Raw genomic sequence first — 15,777 nt, 5'->3', positions numbered from 1 at the left:
AGCCCGGCGCCGCTCAGGGACGCGGCGCCGCTCAGGGACGCGGCGCCGCTCAGGGATCGGGCGTCAGCTCGGCGACGACGAGCTCGGACGGCGTGCCCGACTGGTTGCCGGGGGCCCGCTCGCGGGTGACCACCAGGCGCTCGCCGCCGGCGTCGGCATGGAAGGTGACCGTGCCGTCGCGGCGCAGGTCCAGCACGCCCAGGTCCACCAGGGCGCCGTCGCGCTGGGCCCACAGCTGCAGCACCTCGTCGTCCTCGTAGGGCCGCACGTCCTGGGCCAGCAGCACCGTGCCCTCGGGGGCGAGGACCGCGCGCCACGACCCGTTGTCGCTGCGCCCCTCGACGCCGCGGGCGCCGGGCATCGTGGCCACCTGGGCCCAGTCGCGCTGCGCCTGCAGCGCCCGGTCCTGCGCCCGGTCGGCGAGGACCCAGCCGGTGGTCGTGGCCCCGAGGGCGAGCACCGCGAGCACGGCCAGCAGACCCCCGACCCAGCGGCGGCGGCCCGTCCGGCGGGCGTCGGTGCGGCCCGCGCCGGCCCGGGCTCCGGCGCCGCGGCGACCGGCCGGGCCCGCGGCAGCCCCGCGCGCAGCGGGACGGAAGGCGAAGGCGGGCGCCGGATCGGCCGAGGGGGCGGAGGCCGCGGACGCCGGGGCGGGGACCTGCACGGAGGGCTGCGCCCCGCCCGTCCCGGCCGCGGGTCTCGCCGAGCCGGGCCCGCCCCCGCGCGCGGGCGGGCCGACCAGCCGGCGGTGCGTGTCGGTGCCCAGCACGGGCGTCTCGTAGGTGCCGGAGTACTCCCGCGACGCTCCCGGACCGAGGGAGGGCAGCGGGCGCGGGGCGAAGCCCTCGAGCACCCGGGGCCCCAGGTCCCGGGTGGGCGCCCGGGCGGTGAGCAGGGTCAGCTCGGCGGCGGCCTCGATCGCCGCCCGGCGCACGGAGGCCTCCTCGGCGGTGCGGGTGAGGGCATGCAGGCGCTCGCGCTCGCCGGCATCGGCCAGGGCCAGGGCGTCCAGCGCGGCGAGGGCCGCCAGCTCGCCGGGCCCGGCCGTCGGCGGACCGGCAGCCTGCGGACCGGCGGTCTGCGGACCGGCCGCGCGAGGTCCCCCCGGTGCTCCCGGTCCCGCCTCCTGGGGGCCGCTGCCGGTCGTCGCCGTCGCGGCGCCGGGCCGGATCGCGGCGAGCCCCGCGGACAGCTCGGCGGCCGCTCCGCGCCGCGCGGAGCCGCTGTAGGGGAAGCGGCCCAGGGCCGCCAGCTCGAGCAGGGCGCGCCGCGACGGCGGCATGCTCAGCAGGGCCCGCACGATCTCCTGCTCGCGCCGATGGGGTGCGCGCCGGGCCGCGGAGGCGGCGGCCGCCAGGGAGCGGACGGTGCCGCGGCCCGAGGTGTCGGCGATGATGGCCCGGCGGGCCCGGTCCAGCACGGCGGTCTCCCCGGGCATCGCCCCGGAGGCCAGGTCGTGGGCGTCCCGCAGGGCGCCGCGCAGCACGGCGATGCTCAGCCGCTCCGCCGTCGCGGAGGAGCCGGAGACCTCGATGGCCAGGCCGTGGACGCGGGGGGAGAGCAGCTCGACCAGGCTCGCGGCGGCGTCGCGGTCCCCGCGGGCGCAGCGGTGCAGGAGCGAGCGCACGGGGTCCAGCCCGGCCCCGAGGTCGACCGTGTCCTCGACGGTCCCGTCGAGGTCGCCGGCCTGCGCATCGGCCTGCGGTCCTGCGTGCATGAAGCCCTCCCGCAGCGCTCGTGTCCACGTCCTCCGGTCCTCACTGTATTGTCCCCCGGGACCCGGTACGGTGTGCGCCATGAAGCCGATCACGACCGTCCAGGTCGCCTCCCAGCTCCCCACCGCCCTGGAGCCGCTGCGCGTCCTGGCGATGAACCTCCGGTGGGCCTGGCGCCGCCAGAGCCTCGACCTGTTCCGCAGCCTCGATCCGGATGCCTTCGCCCGCAGCGGCGAGAATCCCGTGGCGATGCTGCCGCTGGTGCCCGCCGCCCGGCTGGCCGAGGCCGCGCGGGACGAGTCGTTCCTCGCGCGCATGCGCTCCGAGGTCGGGGACCTCAGCACCTACCGCGAGTCCGGGCGCTGGTTCCAGCGCACCGTCCCCGAGACCGGGGCGCCCGTGCCGGCCGTCGCGTACTTCTCCATGGAGTTCGGCATCACCCCGACCCTTCCCATCTACTCCGGGGGTCTCGGGATCCTCGCCGGGGACCACCTCAAGTCCGCCTCCGACCTCGGCGTGCCGCTGGTGGCCGTGGGCCTGCTCTACCAGTACGGCTACTTCTCCCAGAGCCTGGACCGCTCGGGCTGGCAGCAGGAGACCTACCGCCTCAACGATCCGGCCGCGCTGCCGGTCGAGCCCGTCCGCGGGGCCGACGGCGTGCAGCTGACCGTCTCGGTGACCTTCCCCGGGGGCCGCGAGGTCGCCATCGGGCTGTGGGTCGCGCAGGTCGGGCGCGTCCCCCTGCTGCTGCTGGACACCAACCTCGAGGTCAACGACGAGGAGGCGCGGGCGATCACCGACCGTCTCTACGGCGGCGACCATGAGCACCGCATCGTCCAGGAGATCGTGCTGGGCATCGGCGGCGTGCGCGCGGTCGAGGCGTACACCGCCGCGACGTCCTTCCCGCAGCCGCAGGTGTTCCACCTCAACGAGGGCCACGCCGGGTTCTCGGGGCTGGAGCGCATCGGCCGTCTGATCCGGGAGGGCGCCGGCTTCGACGAGGCGCTGTCCGAGGTGCGCGCCGGCACCGTCTTCACGACCCATACCCCGGTGCCGGCGGGCATCGACCGCTTCGACGTGACCGAGCTGCGCCGCTACCTCGACGCCGACGGGGAGGGGATCTCCCGCCTGGTCGAGGGGCTGCCCGTCGAGGCGGCCCTGGCCCTGGGCCTGGAGAACGGCGGCCAGGTGTTCAACATGGCGCACATGGGCTTCCGCCTCGCGCAGCGCGCGAACGGCGTCTCCGCCCTGCACGGCGCCGTCTCCCGGCGCATGTTCGAGGACCTCTACCCGGGCTTCGAGGTGCCGGAGGTGCCCATCACCTCGGTGACCAACGGCGTGCACCGGCGCACCTGGACCTCGCGGGTGATGGACGACCTGTTCAAGAAGGCGCTGGGCGATGTGGACATCTCCGCCCTGACCGACTGGAGCCCGCTGGCCACGCTCACCGACGCCGACCTCGACGAGGCCCGCGACCACCTGCGCGCCGACCTGGTGGACATGGCCCGCGAGCACGTGCACGACGCATGGCTGCGCCGCGGGGCCGATGAGACCGAGCTGGCCTGGACCCGCGAGATCCTGGATCCCGAGGTCCTCACCGTCGGCTTCGCCCGTCGCGTCTCGACGTACAAGCGCCTGACCCTCATGCTGCGCGACCCCGAGCGGCTGCGCCGCATCCTGCTGGATCCGGACCGTCCCGTGCAGCTGGTGATCGCCGGCAAGGCCCACCCGGCGGACCGTCCCGGCAAGGAGTTCATGCAGGAGCTGGTCCGCTTCGCCGACGAGGCGGGTGTCCGCCACCGCATCGTCTTCCTCCCGGACTACGACATCCGCATGGCCTCCGTGCTCATCGCCGGCTCCGACGTGTGGCTGAACAACCCGATCCGCCCGGAGGAGGCCTCCGGGACCTCCGGCATGAAGGCCGTGCTCAACGGCGGCCTCACCTTCTCGATCTCCGACGGATGGTGGGACGAGATGGCCACCGACGAGGCCGGCTGGACGATCCCGACGGCGAGCGTCGAGGACCAGGACCGCCGCGACGAGCTCGAGGCCGCCGCGCTGTACGACATCCTCGAGCACCGCATCGCCCCGCTGTTCTACGAGCGCGACGACCGCGGCATGCGCACGGGGTGGCTGAAGAAGGTCCGCGCCTCCCTGGTGCAGATCGCCCCGCGGATCACCGCCGCCCGGATGGTCCGGGACTACGTCACCGAGCTGTACCTGCCGGCGGCGCGCTCGGCCGCGGCCTTCGGCCAGGACACCACCCTCGCGGCCGCCTTCACCGCGTGGAAGGCGCAGGTGGCCGATGCCTGGCCGCAGGTCTCCGTGCACGATGTGCGCCTGGAGGGCGCCGGGGCCGCCGCCGGCGGCACCGTCCCCACGGGCGCGGAGATCACCCTGTCCGCCGAGGTCCGCCTGGGCGCGCTGGAGGAGTCCTCGGTCGCCGTCGAGGCGCTGCTGGGGCCCGTCGGCGAGGACGGGGAGCTGGTGGACCCCCAGATCGTCCCGCTGCAGCGGCAGGACGACGGCCGGTGGGCGACGCGGCTGACGGTGAGCGTGCCCGGGCAGATCGGCGCCGGCGTGCGGGTCGTGCCGCAGCACCCCGCGCTCGCCTCCCGCGCCGAGCTGGGTCTGGTCGCCTCCGCCTGAACCGGGCGCGGGCCGGGGCGGGGCACAATGGTGCCCCGCCCCTCTCGCCGTCGGAAGGACCTCCATGCCCACGCGTCGCCAGCTGCTCGCATCCCTCCTCGCTCTGGGCGCGGTGGGCGGGGCGAGCTCCTGCGGGGGCTCGGACGAGGAGCCCGTCGAGCCCGACGAGGACACCCTGGTGCTGCGGGTGTGGGACGACCGCGCGCTCGCGCCCTACGAGGAGTCCCTGGCCGCGTTCACGAAGCAGACCGGCATCGCCGCCGTCGTCGAGGTGCAGGAATGGGACGAGTACTGGACGGCGCTGCCGCAGGACCTCGCCACCCGGTCCGCGGCCGACGTCTACTGGATGAACACCGCCAACCTGGTGCAGTTCCAGCAGGCCGGGAAGCTGGTGGACGCGGGCGAGGCCACCGGGCAGGCCGCGAGCGGCTGGGAGGCCGCGGCCACCGATCTCTACCGCCGCGACGACGTCCTGTGGGGCGTGCCCCAGTTCTGGGACGTGAGCATGCTCGCCGCCAACCGGGCGCTCGTCGACCCTGTCCAGGTCGACCCGCAGGGGCTCGTCTTCGACCCCTCCGGCGGCTCCGACACGCTGCGCGACGCCGCCCGGGCGCTCTCCGCCGCGGCGGCGGGGTCCGGCTCCGACGCGGTGTCCGATCGCCCCTCCTACGGCTTCTCCGCGCAGGCGGACCGGGCCGCCCTGCTGGGGCCGTTCATCGCCGCCGCAGGCGGCGCCTGGCAGCAGGAGGACGTCTTCGCCTTCGCCTCCGAGCAGGGCATGGCCGCCGTCCAGTACCTCGCCGACCTCGCGAACCTGGACCTGGTGGCCCCCACCGGCGCCGAGACCAACGCCGACCCCGAGCTGTGCCGCGATCTGTTCGTCGGCGGGCAGCTCGCCCTGCTGCAGACCGGCAGCTACGACCTCCCGCGCCTGGTCGACGGGATCGGGGACGCCTTCGCCTGGGACCTGCATCCGGTGGTCGCCGGGCCCCAGGGGCGGCGCCCGCTGGTGCATGCGGTCGCGGCGGTGGGCATCGTGAGCAAGGACGACGACCGCACCGCGGACATCGCGTCGCTGCTGACCTGGCTGGGCGGCGTCGAGGGGCAGCGCCCGCTGGTCGCCGCGGGCATCGGCATCCCCGGCCACCGGGACCTGCGCCAGTCCTGGCAGGAGCATTGGAGCGGCCAGGGCGTGGACGTGGCTCCGCTGGTCGCGGACCTCGCCGAGGTGTCCCTGCCGGAGACCGGCCCGCGGGCCGCCGCCGGGACCGCCGCGGCCATGCCGATCATCCAGGAGGTCTTCGCCGGCACGACCACCGCCTCCGAGGCCCTGCCGCGCGCCCAGGCCGCGGCCCTCGAGGCCGTCGCCTGAGGCACGGCTCCCGCTCCGGCGCTCAGGCGGTGGGCTTCACCCGGATCATGCCCTCCTGCACGATGGTCGCGACGAGGTCGCCGGCACGGTCGAAGACGTTGCCCTCGGTGAGCCCGCGCCCGCCCGCGGCCGAGGGGGAGCGCTGCACGTACAGCAGCCATTCGTTCATCTCCACGTGGCGGTGCCACCAGATGGCGTGGTTGATGGTGGCCATGCGCAGCCCCGGCGTCACCCAGCTCAGGCCCTGGCGGCGCAGGATCGGCTCGAAGGGCGTGTAGTCGCTGGCGAAGGCCAGGATCGCATCGTGCACCAGGGGATCGGCCTCGACGGGGGAGACCATGCGCATCCACAGCATCTGCGACTCGGAGCCGGAGCCGTCCGGGCGCAGGTAGATCGGGTCCGTGACGTGGCGGATGTCGATCGGACGCTGGGTGGCCCAGTAGCGGGCCACGGGATGGTCGATGCCGGCCAGGACCTCGGCGGTCGTCGGGAGGTCCTCGGGGGACGGAGCGGCGGGGGCGCGGGTCTGATGCTCGAGCCCGTCCTGCTGCTCCTGGAAGGACGCCGTCATCGCCAGGATCGTCCGCCCCTCCTGGGAGGCCAGGACGCGGCGCACGGAGAAGGAGCCGCCGTCGCGGAGGTCGTCGACCTCGAAGCGGATCGGCACGTCCGGCGCGCCCGGGGCCAGGAAGTAGGAGTACATCGAGTGGATGCGCCTCCCCTCGGGCACCGTGCGGCCCACGGCGACGACGGCCTGGCCCATCACCTGTCCGCCGAAGACGTGCCCGCCCGGGTGCGCCCGGGTGTCGCCCTCGAAGGCCGCGGCCTGCCCGGAGGCATCGGCCGCGCGCAGGTCCAGCAGGTCCAGCAGGGCGGAGGAGACCTCCCGCGGGTGCGGATCCGGGCGGGGGGCCGGGTGCGCGGGCGGGGTCGGATCGGGGGCGGGGCCGGCTGCGGTCATGCCCCGATGCTACGACCCGCATCGCCCCTGGTGCGGCCGCTGATCCGTACGATGGGGCGCATGGCTCATCTCGACATCACGGTCCCCGTGCGCTGGACCGACCTGGACGCCTACGGGCACGTCAACAATGCGGCCGTCGTGCGGCTGCTCGAGGAGGCGCGCATCGCCGCCTTCTGGGCTCCCGACGAGGAGCAGATCGCCCGCGGCGCGGTGAGGCTGCCCACCGCGATGGGCGTGTTCGACGCGCACGCCCCGCTGCTGACGCTGATCGCCTCCCAGCGCCTGGAGTACCACCGGCCCATCCCGTACCTGCGCGAGGGCGCCCTGGTGCGCCTGTGGGTCTCGCGGCTGGGCGGGGCCAGCCTGGACGTGGACTACCAGGTGCTGCGCCAGGACGACGTCGCGGCGCAGCAGCCCTACGTCTCGGCCCGCACCGTGGTGGTCGTGGTCGACCGCGAGACCCAGCGGACCGCGCGGCTGGACGCCGCCACGCGCGAGGCGCTCCAGGAGTACACCGGCGAGCCGGTGGCCTTCCGCTCCTGAGGCACGGGCCGGGCGGTCACCAGTGCGGGTGCACCGCCGCGCGCAGGCGGGCGTCGTAGACCCGGCGCACCGCCGCGTCGAAGGCGTCCAGGGCGAAGCCCTGCTCCAGCAGGGAGCCCGCCGCGGCGTTCGCCCGGGCCTGCTCCGCCGTGCGCGCCCCGGGGATGACGGCGGTGACCCCGGGCTGCGCGGCGATCCATGCGAGGGACGCCGCGGGCAGGCTGACGCCCTCGGGCAGGGCGTCCGCGAGCTCCTGCGCGGCCGCGACCCCCTCGGCGAAGTCGACGCCGGAGAAGGTCTCGCCCCGGTCGAAGGCCTCGCCCTGCCGGTTGTACGTGCGATGGTCATCGGCGGCGAAGGTGGTCGACGTCGTGTACCTGCCCGAGAGCAGGCCGGAGGCCAGCGGCACGCGGGCGAGGACCGCCACCCCCGCCGCCTGCGCCGCCGGCAGCACCTCGTCCAGCGGCTTCAGCCGGAAGGGGTTGAGGATGATCTGCACGTTCGTCACACCGGGACGGGAGATCGCACGGAGCGCCTGCGCGCAGGTCTCCACCGAGACGCCGTAGGCGGCGATCGCGCCCTCGGCCACGAGGGCGTCCAGGGCCTCGAAGGTCGCCTCGTCCTCGATCACGGCCGAGGGCGGGCAGTGCAGCTGCACGAGGTCGAGGGTGTCGACCCCGAGGTTCGCGCGGGAGCGCTCCGTCCAGGCGCGGAAGTTCTCCGGCGTGTAGTTCTCCGGCTCCTGCGGCAGGCGCCGGCCCATCTTGGTGGCCACGGTGATGCCGTGTCCGAGGCGCTGGGCGAGGAAGCGGCCGATGAGCCGCTCGCTGCGGCCGTCGCCGTAGACGTCCGCCGTGTCCAGCAGGGTGACGCCGGCCTCGGCGGAGGCGGCCAGGACGTCCAGGGCGTCCTCCTCGCGGACGTCGCCCCAGTCCGCGCCGAGCTGCCAGGTGCCCAGGCCGATGGGGGCGACGCTGCGGCCGGTGCGGCCGAGGGGTCGGGGTTGCATGGTCTCCTCCAGGTCCGAGGGGGTCAGGACAGGCGGTCGGGCACGATGCCGCCGGGACGGGGCGCCTCGCCGCCGTCGACGGTGTTGACCATCGAGTGGGCGGCGCGCTCGAGGTAGTCCCACAGGGTCTCCGCGAGCAGCGGCGGGAGCTCGAGGGAGTCGACGGCGCCGCGCATGTGCGCGAGCCAGGCGTCCCGGGCGGCGGGGGAGACGGCGAAGGGGGCGTGGCGGATCCGCAGGCGCGGGTGGCCGCGGCGCTCGCCGTAGGTCTTGGGCCCGCCCCAGTACTGCTCGAGGAACAGCAGCAGGCGCTCCTCGGCGGGGCCCAGGTCCTCCTCGGGGTACATCGGGCGCAGCAGCGGATCCTCGGCGACGCCCTCGTAGAACCGGCGCACCAGGCGCACGAAGGTCTCGTGGCCGCCGACGGCCTCGTAGAAGGTCTGCTCGGGCTCGTGGCCGGGGCCGCCGGGTCGCAGCGGGATGGTCATGCGGACTTTCCTGTCGTCTCGGCGAACCGCGGAAGGGCGAACTCGATGCCCGACGCGGCGAACTGGGCTCGGATGCGCCGCCGCAGCTCCATCTCGACCTTCCACTGGGAGCCGGGGGAGACGGTGGCGACCATGCGCCGCTGGAAGCGCGCGGCGTCCTCGCTGAGGATACCGCTGACCTCGACCTCGCTCTGCAGGACGTCCGCCCACTCCGGGTCGGCGCCGAGCTCCTCGGCGACCCGGGCGAGCACCTCGTCGACGACCCGGTCGTCGGACTTGGCGTCCAGGTCCAGCAGGACGACGGCCTTGGAGAAGCCGCGGGACATGTTGCCCACCCGGATGATCTCGCCGTTGCGGACGGTCCACAGCACGCCGTCCAGGGACCGCACCTGGGTCACGCGCAGGTTGATGTTCTCGACGGTCCCGGTGGCGTACTCGAGGTCGACGACGTCGCCCACGGCGACGATGTCCTCGAAGAGCATGACGACGCCGGCGACGATGTCCTTGATGATCGTCTGCGCGCCGATGCCCGCGGCCAGCCCGACCACGCCGAGGGAGGCGATCACGGGGGCGATGTTCACGCCGATCTGGTCGAGGATCATGATCGCCGCGATCATCCAGATGATCAGCGTCGCCACGTTCACCGCGACGTTGGACAGGGTCGAGGCGCGCTGCTCGATGCGCTTGAGGCTCGCGGCCTGGTCCCGGCGGTCGCGGCGCACCACGGAGCCGGCGACGCCGGTCAGCTTGCTGGACGAGGCGATCATGGTGCGGAAGAACCGGTGGATCAGCCATCGGGCGATGGCGGTCGCCACGGCCGCACCGACCAGGACCAGCACGATGAGCAGGCCGCTGCTGAGCAGCCAGCGCAGCGCCTGGTCCAGGAGGGACAGCGTCTCGTCGGTGGTCGGGGTGACGAGCTCGGGAAGATACGTCGGAGCCATGGCGCCGACCCTAGCGTCCGTCGGTCCGTGCCGGCTGGACGGACCGGGCGGGGGATCGACCAGGGCGTCCCCGTGAGGGAGTCCCTGGTCGATCCCCGGGCGCCGGAGGGGCGCCCTCGTCGATCAGGCGACGTCGGCCGCGCGCACCCGCAGCTGACGGGCGACGGTGTCGCGGCCCTCGAGCACCGGGCGGCGCAGGCCCAGCGGCGCATCGGCATGCTCCGCGAGCCAGGCGTCGGCGGCGTCCACGACGTCCTGCCCGCCGAAGTCCGCCGGGAAGTAGCCCTGGATGAGCCGGTTGGCGATCTCGTTGGAGCGCTGCGCCCAGACGTCGTCGAGCATCGCGAAGTACTTCTCGACGTACGGGGCGATCAGCGACCCGTCCACGACGCGGCCGAAGCCGAGGACCACGGCGGTGAGCGACTCGTTGGCCAGCTCGTCGCTCTCGACCGTGCGGGCCCAGGCCTGGGCCTTGGCCTCCGCGGTGGGCAGGGCGGCCCGGGCGGTCAGGGCGCTCTTGCGGCCGGACTGCGTGTCGTCCTGCGCGAGGACCGCGTCGATCCCGGCCTCGTCGATGCCGCCGAGCGCCGCGAGGGCGATCACGAGCTTCCAGCGCAGGTCCGTGTCGATCGTGCGCCCCTCGAGGACGGTCGTGCCCTCGAGCAGGCCCGACAGCAGCTCCCGGTGCTGCGCGGTGGAGGACAGGCGCGCGAAGGCCTCGAGGAACTGCAGCTGCGCATCGGAGCCGGCGGCCGCGGAGCGGGTCAGCTCCGCGAGGGCGTCGCCGATGCGGGCGGTGCGTGCGGCCCGGTCCTCCGGGGCGGCGTACGCGGTCGCGACGCTCTGCAGCTGGCCCAGCAGGGTCCGCAGCACGCTGGAGGAGTCCTCACCGGTGATGTGCGCGAGCACCAGGTCGGCGAAGCGGCGCGAGGGCAGCTCGGCATCGCGCACCATGTCCCAGGCGGCGGACCAGATGAGGGTGCGGGCCAGCGGGTCCTCGAGGGTGCGCAGGCTCTCCAGGGCCACCTCGAGCGAGGCCTCGTCCAGGCGGATCTTCGCGTAGGCGAGGTCCCCGTCGTTGAGCAGCCACAGGTCCGCCGTCCGGCCGACGAGCTCGGGGACCTCTGTCAGCGCGCCGTCGATGTCGACCTCGACGGTCGTGGTGCGCACGAGCCGGTCGCCCTGCACGGAGAAGCCGGCCACTCCCAGGCGGTGGGGGCGCAGCGTGGGGTGCTCGGCGACCGCCTCCTGGGAGATCGCGAACCGGGTCACGGAGCCGTCCTCGGCGCGCTCGATGACGGGGCGCAGCAGGTTCACGCCCGCCGTCTCGAGCCAGAGCGCGCTCCAGGAGCGCAGGTCGCGTCCGCTGGTGGCCTCGAGCTCGACGAGCAGGTCGCTCAGCTCGGTGTTGGACCAGGCGTGCTTCGCGAAGTAGGCGCGCAGGCCCTCGAAGAACGCCTCCTCGCCGACATAGGCGACCAGCTGGCGCAGCACCGAGGCGCCCTTGGCGTAGGTGATCCCGTCGAAGTTCGTCTCCACCGCGTCGAAGTCGACCATGTCGGCGACGATCGGGTGGGTCGAGGGCAGCTGGTCCTGGCGGTAGGCCCAGGCCTTCTCGGACCCGGCGAAGGTGGTCCAGGAATCGGTCCACGCGGTGGCCTCGGCCGAGCACAGGGTCGAGGCGAACTCGGCGAAGGACTCGTTCAGCCACAGGTCGTCCCACCAGCGCATGGTGACGAGGTCCCCGAACCACATGTGGGCGAGCTCGTGGAGGATGGTGAGGTCGCGGCGCTCGCGGATCGCGTCGGAGACCTCGGAGCGGAACACGTAGGACTCCACGAAGGTCACCGCGCCCGGGTTCTCCATCGCGCCCATGTTGTACTCCGGCACGAAGATCTGGTCGTAGGTGGGGAAGGGGAAGTCCGCGTCGAACTTCTCCTCGTAGAAGTCGAAGCCCTGCTGGGTGATGGCGAGGATGTGGTCGGCGTCCAGGTGCTCGGCCAGCGAGGCGCGGGCGTACACGCCGGCGGGGATCTCCCGGCCGCTGCGGGAGCGCAGGGTGCCCTCGGTGCCCTCGTACTTCCCGGCGATGAGCGCGGTGAGGTAGGTGGAGATCCGCGGCGTCGCCTCGAAGGACCAGGTCGCGATGCCGTCCCCGGCGGGGACCGGCTCCGAGGTCGGGGCGATGGAGATGACCCGCCAGTGCGCCGGCGCCGTGACGGTGAGGGTGAAGGCGGCCTTGAGGTCCGGCTGCTCGAAGCATGCGAACATGCGCCGGGCGTCGGAGACCTCGAACTGGGTGTACAGGTACACCTCGTCGTCGACCGGGTCGACGAAGCGGTGCAGCCCCTCGCCGGTGTTCATGTAGGCGCCGTCGGCGAGGATGCGCACGGTGTTCTCGCCGACGGCCAGCTCGGGCAGCTGCACGCGGGCGCCGTCGAAGCGGGAGGCCGGGTCCTCGAGCAGGACGCCGTTGAGCTCGATCTCGTGGACGGCCGGGGCGATGAGGTCCACGAACGTCGCCCGGGCCTCGGTGGAGGTGAAGCGGATCGTGGACTCGGTGCGGAACGTCCGCTCGCCCTGGGTCAGGTCGAGGCGGATGTCGTAGGTGTCGGTGGCGAGGAAGGAGGCCCGGTCCTGGGCCTCGTCGCGCGTCAGGTTCTCTGTGGACATGCTTCCCATCCTGCCACTGCACGGGCAGGATCAGCGCCTGGTCAGGTCCAGATCCCAGGTGTAATGGGAGGGCAGCGCCGGGATCGGCCACGAGGGGTCGGGGAAGAAGTGCTCGAAACCGGCCGAGAACGGATAGCGCCAGGCCTCGATGTCCTTCTCCGCACGGCGGCCCGCGGCGCGGATCTCCGCGACCTCCTCGGCGCTGAAGTAGCCCACGCGCTCGGCGCCCTCGAGCTCGTCCTCGTCCTTGTAGTGCCAGTCGCGTCGCGGCAGCACCACCAGGTCCAGCACCAGGTCGCGGGTGCGCACGCCCTCCTCGGTGCGCTCGTAGGGCGTCTCGAGGTTGACGTAGTAGCAGCCCAGCGAGCCGTCGTCCTTGTAGAACAGCCACACGGAGTACGGCGTGTCGGGCAGGCCGATCATGAGGATCCCGTTGCCGGTCCACAGCTGCTTGGACTGCCGGCGCGGCTGGGTGAACATCCCCTCGTCGCCGGCGCGGCGCAGCGCCGCGCCGGTCTCGAGCACGGGCAGCAGCACCTCCGTCCCCGGGGCGATCCAGATGACGACGCCGCGATCGTCGTCCAGGACGACCGTGCCGGGGCGGACGGTGCGGGTGGGGTGCTGATGGGTGTAGTAGGTCCAGGTCACCTGGTCGCCGGGCGACCAGTGTGGTGTGGGAGGCATGGCGGTTCCTGGCCGAGTCGGCCCCCACGGGCTGCCCGGACCGGCCGGCCCACCGACCCGGACGCTGCTCCGCCCGCGAGGGGGAAGGCGTATGGGCCGACCATACCGCGTCGCCCGCCGGGCGCGGCGAGGCGCGCCCGGGGAGGTCAGCGGCCTGCGCGCTCCCAGCGATGCTCGTCCGGGCCGCGCTCGGCGCAGACCGCCGCGATGCCGCCGGCGGTCGTGGCCTCGGTGCCCGCCTCGGTCCAGTCGCAGGAGGCGCCGATGCGCACCGAGGGATCCCGCTGGGCGATCTGCTGCTCGTCGGGCAGCAGGATCCCGCCGCGCACGGCGATCGTGCCGAGCACGGCGGAGCCCGCGAGGGCGAGCACCGCCAGGCCCGCCATCACCCGCGCACGCCGCCGCGGGCGGGGCGGGGCCGCCGGGGCGGGGACGCTCGGGGCGGTGCTCGCCCAGCTCCCCGCGTCCGCCGAGCGCCCGGGGACCGGGGCCGGGCCCGGGGCGGCGGGCAGGGCGGGGGAGGCCGGCGCGGTGCGCAGCCGCGGAGGACCGGGCAGCAGCGGCGTCGTCCCCCGGCCGCGGCCGGCGGTGTCGGCCCGCAGCACGTCCGTGCCCCGGTAGGGGGAGCCCTCCGGCAGCGGCGGCAGGCGGTCCGGGAACTCGACGGGAGCCCCCGCACGGTCCGTGAAGGGCGGGGCGACGGTGCGGGCGAGGGCCTCGAGCGCCGCGACCGCCCCCGGCAGGTCGGGGCAGCGCTGCTCGGGCACGACGGAGAGCAGGGAGCCGATCACCGCGGCGATCGGCGGCGCGGTCGTGGCGAGCACGGCGCGCACCGCCTCGGAGCCGCTGCCCTCACGGTCGACGCGGGTCTCGGGGGAGAGCATCACCAGGCCCACCACGCCGGCCGCCCACAGGTCCTGCTGCGGGGAGATCCGCCCGCTGGACATGATCTCCGGGGCGACGTAGCCGGGCGTGCCGTTGACGAACCCCGTGGCCGTCAGGCGCACGTCGCGCGCGTGCACGGCGATCCCGAAGTCGGCCAGGCGCATGATCGGGACGCCGCGCCCCACCGGTTCGAAGAGCATGTTCCCGGGCTTGACGTCCCGGTGGATCCAGTCCTCCTGGTGCAGGCGCCCCAGGCCCGCGAGCAGCTGCGCGAGGACCAGCGCGACCAGCGGATCCGACAGCGCGCCGTGGGCCCGGACGATCTCCTGCAGGGTCCCGCCGCTGGCCAGCGGCATGCCGATGACGACATGGTCGTCCTCCGCGCCGAAGCCGTTCGGCGTCAGCAGGTTGCGGTGCTCGACGCGGATCGACTTCTCCCGCACGAAGCGCAGCATGTCCGAGGAGTCCCGCTGGCGCATCACCTTGGCCGCGCACAGCATCCCGCTACGATGATCCACGGCGCGCCACACCGACCCCGAGGCCCCGCTCGCGATCGGGTCCAGGAGCTCGTACCGACCGGCGATGACGTCACCCATGATGGACACGATCGTAGAGGACACCATGAGAGCAGCCCACCCGCGCACCGCGGCGCTCGCTCTGGTCCTCGCCCTGGCGGCCCCGACGCCGGCCCTCGCCGAGGACTACGGCCTCACCGGCCGGGAGGTGGCCGGCGCCGCCTCCCTCGCCGAGGCGCCCGTGGTGGAGCCCGGGCTGATCCGTGACGCGCTGCCCGGGAGCACCGACGGGGAGGTCGCGCGGATCTACCGCGTCGACGTGCCCGAGGGGGCGCGCCTGCACGCGAGCGCCACCGCCGTCCCGCCCGGACCGGACCTCGACGGGGAGGACTACGCCTACCTGGACCTGGACGTCCGCCTGCTCGACGCCGACGGCGAGAGCTGCGTGGCCGAGGACGAGGGCAGCATCGGGGAGAAGTCCTCCGGCCGCACCCCGATCCTCGCCTACGCCTCCTCGACGCCGACCGGCACGGAGGACGGCTGCGCCGCCGGGCCGATGTTCGTCGAGGCCGCGCGCGGCGGGGCCCTGCACCGCGACACGGCGATCCCCGTCGAGGTGCGGATCGCCGTGGAGCCGGCCGCGGACGGCGCGGAGCACCCGCCGGCCGCCGCGAGCCCCCTGACCGACACCGGCCCGCAGCCCGGGGCGCCCGAGGCCGAGGGGCTGAGCAGCACCGGCAGCTCGTACGGTCTGGCGACCCCGCTGGCGCCCGGCAGCTACCGGGTGCGCCTCTCGCCCGACGAGCCCCGCTACGTCTCCGTCGACGTCGCCGAGGGCCAGCGGCTGCGCTGGCGCGCCGAGGTGGTCAGCGCCGAGCACGCCGACACCTCCCGCAGCCTCGAGGTCCTCGCGTGGAACCCGGTGCGCATGCCCGTGCCGCTCGCGGAGGAGTCCGACGCGCGCACCGGCGCCTCCCCGGGCTCGGTGCTCGGGGCCGGGTACGCGAGCACTGTGAGCATCGCCAACCGCGAGAGCGAGGACTCCGATGTCGCCGGGGTCTGGATGCCCGGCCGTCAGGTCCTCTCCCTCACCCAGCACGCCCCGCTCGAGGTCGACGAGGACACCGGCGCGCAGATCGAGCCGGTCGGGGACGTGGACGTGATCCTCACGATCGAGGTCGAGGGGGAGGCCGTCGGGACGAGCGCCGACCGCACCCTCGCGGGGGCGATCAGCGCCCTCCCGTGGGGGCGGATCCTCGCGGCGGCGGGAGCGCTCGTGACCGCCCTGCTGGGCATCGGCCTGCTCCTCGGGGCGATCCGCTCCCGCCGCCGCGGCTGA

At 74.5% G+C, this 15,777-nt stretch carries 12 protein-coding genes; 4 read left to right on the top strand and 8 right to left on the bottom strand.

The window, feature by feature from the left end; translation table 11 throughout:
- Positions 1–49 precede the first annotated feature (49 nt).
- On the bottom strand, positions 50–1,717 hold the full coding sequence (locus BF93_RS12360) for an RNA polymerase sigma factor (protein ID WP_038373042.1): 1,668 nt from the start codon (positions 1,715–1,717) through the stop codon (positions 50–52).
- Positions 1,718–1,796: 79 nt separating this feature from the next.
- Here BF93_RS12360 and glgP point away from each other — a divergent pair, with 79 nt between their 5' ends.
- Both glgP and BF93_RS12350 read left to right on the top strand, forming a co-directional pair.
- A complete protein-coding gene (glgP, locus tag BF93_RS12355) occupies positions 1,797–4,364 on the top strand; it encodes an alpha-glucan family phosphorylase (RefSeq protein WP_038373041.1) in 2,568 nt (855 codons plus the stop codon).
- Positions 4,365–4,428: 64 nt separating this feature from the next.
- The gene (locus BF93_RS12350; RefSeq protein WP_038373040.1) at positions 4,429–5,736 is read left to right on the top strand and encodes an ABC transporter substrate-binding protein; all 1,308 of its coding nucleotides are present in this window, start codon (positions 4,429–4,431) and stop codon (positions 5,734–5,736) included.
- A gap of 22 nt (positions 5,737–5,758) precedes the next feature.
- Here the strand turns inward: BF93_RS12350 and BF93_RS12345 are convergent, their stop codons facing one another.
- Positions 5,759–6,697, bottom strand: coding sequence for an acyl-CoA thioesterase (locus tag BF93_RS12345; RefSeq protein ID WP_038373039.1), 939 nt, complete (start codon positions 6,695–6,697; stop codon positions 5,759–5,761).
- A 60-nt stretch (positions 6,698–6,757) separates the two neighbouring features.
- On the opposite strand from BF93_RS12345, the gene BF93_RS12340 reads away from it, so the two are divergent.
- Positions 6,758–7,240 (top strand): acyl-CoA thioesterase, encoded by a 483-nt coding sequence (locus tag BF93_RS12340; protein WP_038373038.1) that lies wholly within the window; start codon positions 6,758–6,760, stop codon positions 7,238–7,240.
- Between the two features lie 16 nt (positions 7,241–7,256).
- On the opposite strand, the gene BF93_RS12335 is transcribed toward BF93_RS12340, so the two are convergent.
- The 6 genes from BF93_RS12335 to BF93_RS12310 form a co-directional block, all read right to left on the bottom strand.
- Positions 7,257–8,249: an aldo/keto reductase gene (locus BF93_RS12335; RefSeq protein ID WP_038373037.1), complete on the bottom strand. Its 993-nt coding sequence runs from the start codon at positions 8,247–8,249 to the stop codon at positions 7,257–7,259.
- Between the two features lie 23 nt (positions 8,250–8,272).
- Entirely contained in the window at positions 8,273–8,737 is a 465-nt protein-coding gene (locus BF93_RS12330) for a globin (protein ID WP_051486911.1), read from the bottom strand.
- Entirely contained in the window at positions 8,734–9,681 is a 948-nt protein-coding gene (locus BF93_RS12325) for a mechanosensitive ion channel family protein (RefSeq protein WP_038373036.1), read from the bottom strand. Before BF93_RS12325 ends, BF93_RS12330 begins: the two co-directional genes overlap by 4 nt.
- A 123-nt stretch (positions 9,682–9,804) precedes the next feature.
- Entirely contained in the window at positions 9,805–12,354 is a 2,550-nt protein-coding gene (pepN, locus tag BF93_RS12320) for an aminopeptidase N (protein ID WP_038373035.1), read from the bottom strand.
- A 30-nt stretch (positions 12,355–12,384) separates the two neighbouring features.
- The gene (locus tag BF93_RS12315; protein ID WP_038373033.1) at positions 12,385–13,038 is read right to left on the bottom strand and encodes a ribonuclease FAU-1 family protein; all 654 of its coding nucleotides are present in this window, start codon (positions 13,036–13,038) and stop codon (positions 12,385–12,387) included.
- A 146-nt stretch (positions 13,039–13,184) separates the two neighbouring features.
- Entirely contained in the window at positions 13,185–14,519 is a 1,335-nt protein-coding gene (locus tag BF93_RS12310) for a serine/threonine protein kinase (RefSeq protein WP_051486910.1), read from the bottom strand.
- Between the two features lie 25 nt (positions 14,520–14,544).
- Between BF93_RS12310 and BF93_RS12305 the strand changes: the two genes are divergently transcribed.
- Positions 14,545–15,777: a hypothetical protein gene (locus BF93_RS12305; RefSeq protein ID WP_084148520.1), complete on the top strand. Its 1,233-nt coding sequence runs from the start codon at positions 14,545–14,547 to the stop codon at positions 15,775–15,777.

The sequence above is a fragment of the Brachybacterium phenoliresistens genome, from assembly GCF_000576425.1.
In the GTDB taxonomy this organism is placed as follows: domain Bacteria; phylum Actinomycetota; class Actinomycetes; order Actinomycetales; family Dermabacteraceae; genus Brachybacterium; species Brachybacterium phenoliresistens.
Note: the sequence above shows the minus strand (reverse complement) of the source record. Positions and strands in the feature narration are given on the sequence as shown.

Excerpts from the sequence above, each read along its gene's own strand:
- BF93_RS12360 (WP_038373042.1), bottom strand. The coding sequence starts at position 1,717 with ATGCACGCAGGACCGCAGGCCGATGCGCAGGCCGGCGACCTCGACGGG.
- glgP (WP_038373041.1), top strand. The coding sequence starts at position 1,797 with ATGAAGCCGATCACGACCGTCCAGGTCGCCTCCCAGCTCCCCACCGCC.
- BF93_RS12350 (WP_038373040.1), top strand. The coding sequence starts at position 4,429 with ATGCCCACGCGTCGCCAGCTGCTCGCATCCCTCCTCGCTCTGGGCGCG.
- BF93_RS12345 (WP_038373039.1), bottom strand. The coding sequence starts at position 6,697 with ATGACCGCAGCCGGCCCCGCCCCCGATCCGACCCCGCCCGCGCACCCG.
- BF93_RS12340 (WP_038373038.1), top strand. The coding sequence starts at position 6,758 with ATGGCTCATCTCGACATCACGGTCCCCGTGCGCTGGACCGACCTGGAC.
- BF93_RS12335 (WP_038373037.1), bottom strand. The coding sequence starts at position 8,249 with ATGCAACCCCGACCCCTCGGCCGCACCGGCCGCAGCGTCGCCCCCATC.
- BF93_RS12330 (WP_051486911.1), bottom strand. The coding sequence starts at position 8,737 with ATGACCATCCCGCTGCGACCCGGCGGCCCCGGCCACGAGCCCGAGCAG.
- BF93_RS12325 (WP_038373036.1), bottom strand. The coding sequence starts at position 9,681 with ATGGCTCCGACGTATCTTCCCGAGCTCGTCACCCCGACCACCGACGAG.
- pepN (WP_038373035.1), bottom strand. The coding sequence starts at position 12,354 with ATGTCCACAGAGAACCTGACGCGCGACGAGGCCCAGGACCGGGCCTCC.
- BF93_RS12315 (WP_038373033.1), bottom strand. The coding sequence starts at position 13,038 with ATGCCTCCCACACCACACTGGTCGCCCGGCGACCAGGTGACCTGGACC.
- BF93_RS12310 (WP_051486910.1), bottom strand. The coding sequence starts at position 14,519 with ATGGGTGACGTCATCGCCGGTCGGTACGAGCTCCTGGACCCGATCGCG.
- BF93_RS12305 (WP_084148520.1), top strand. The coding sequence starts at position 14,545 with ATGAGAGCAGCCCACCCGCGCACCGCGGCGCTCGCTCTGGTCCTCGCC.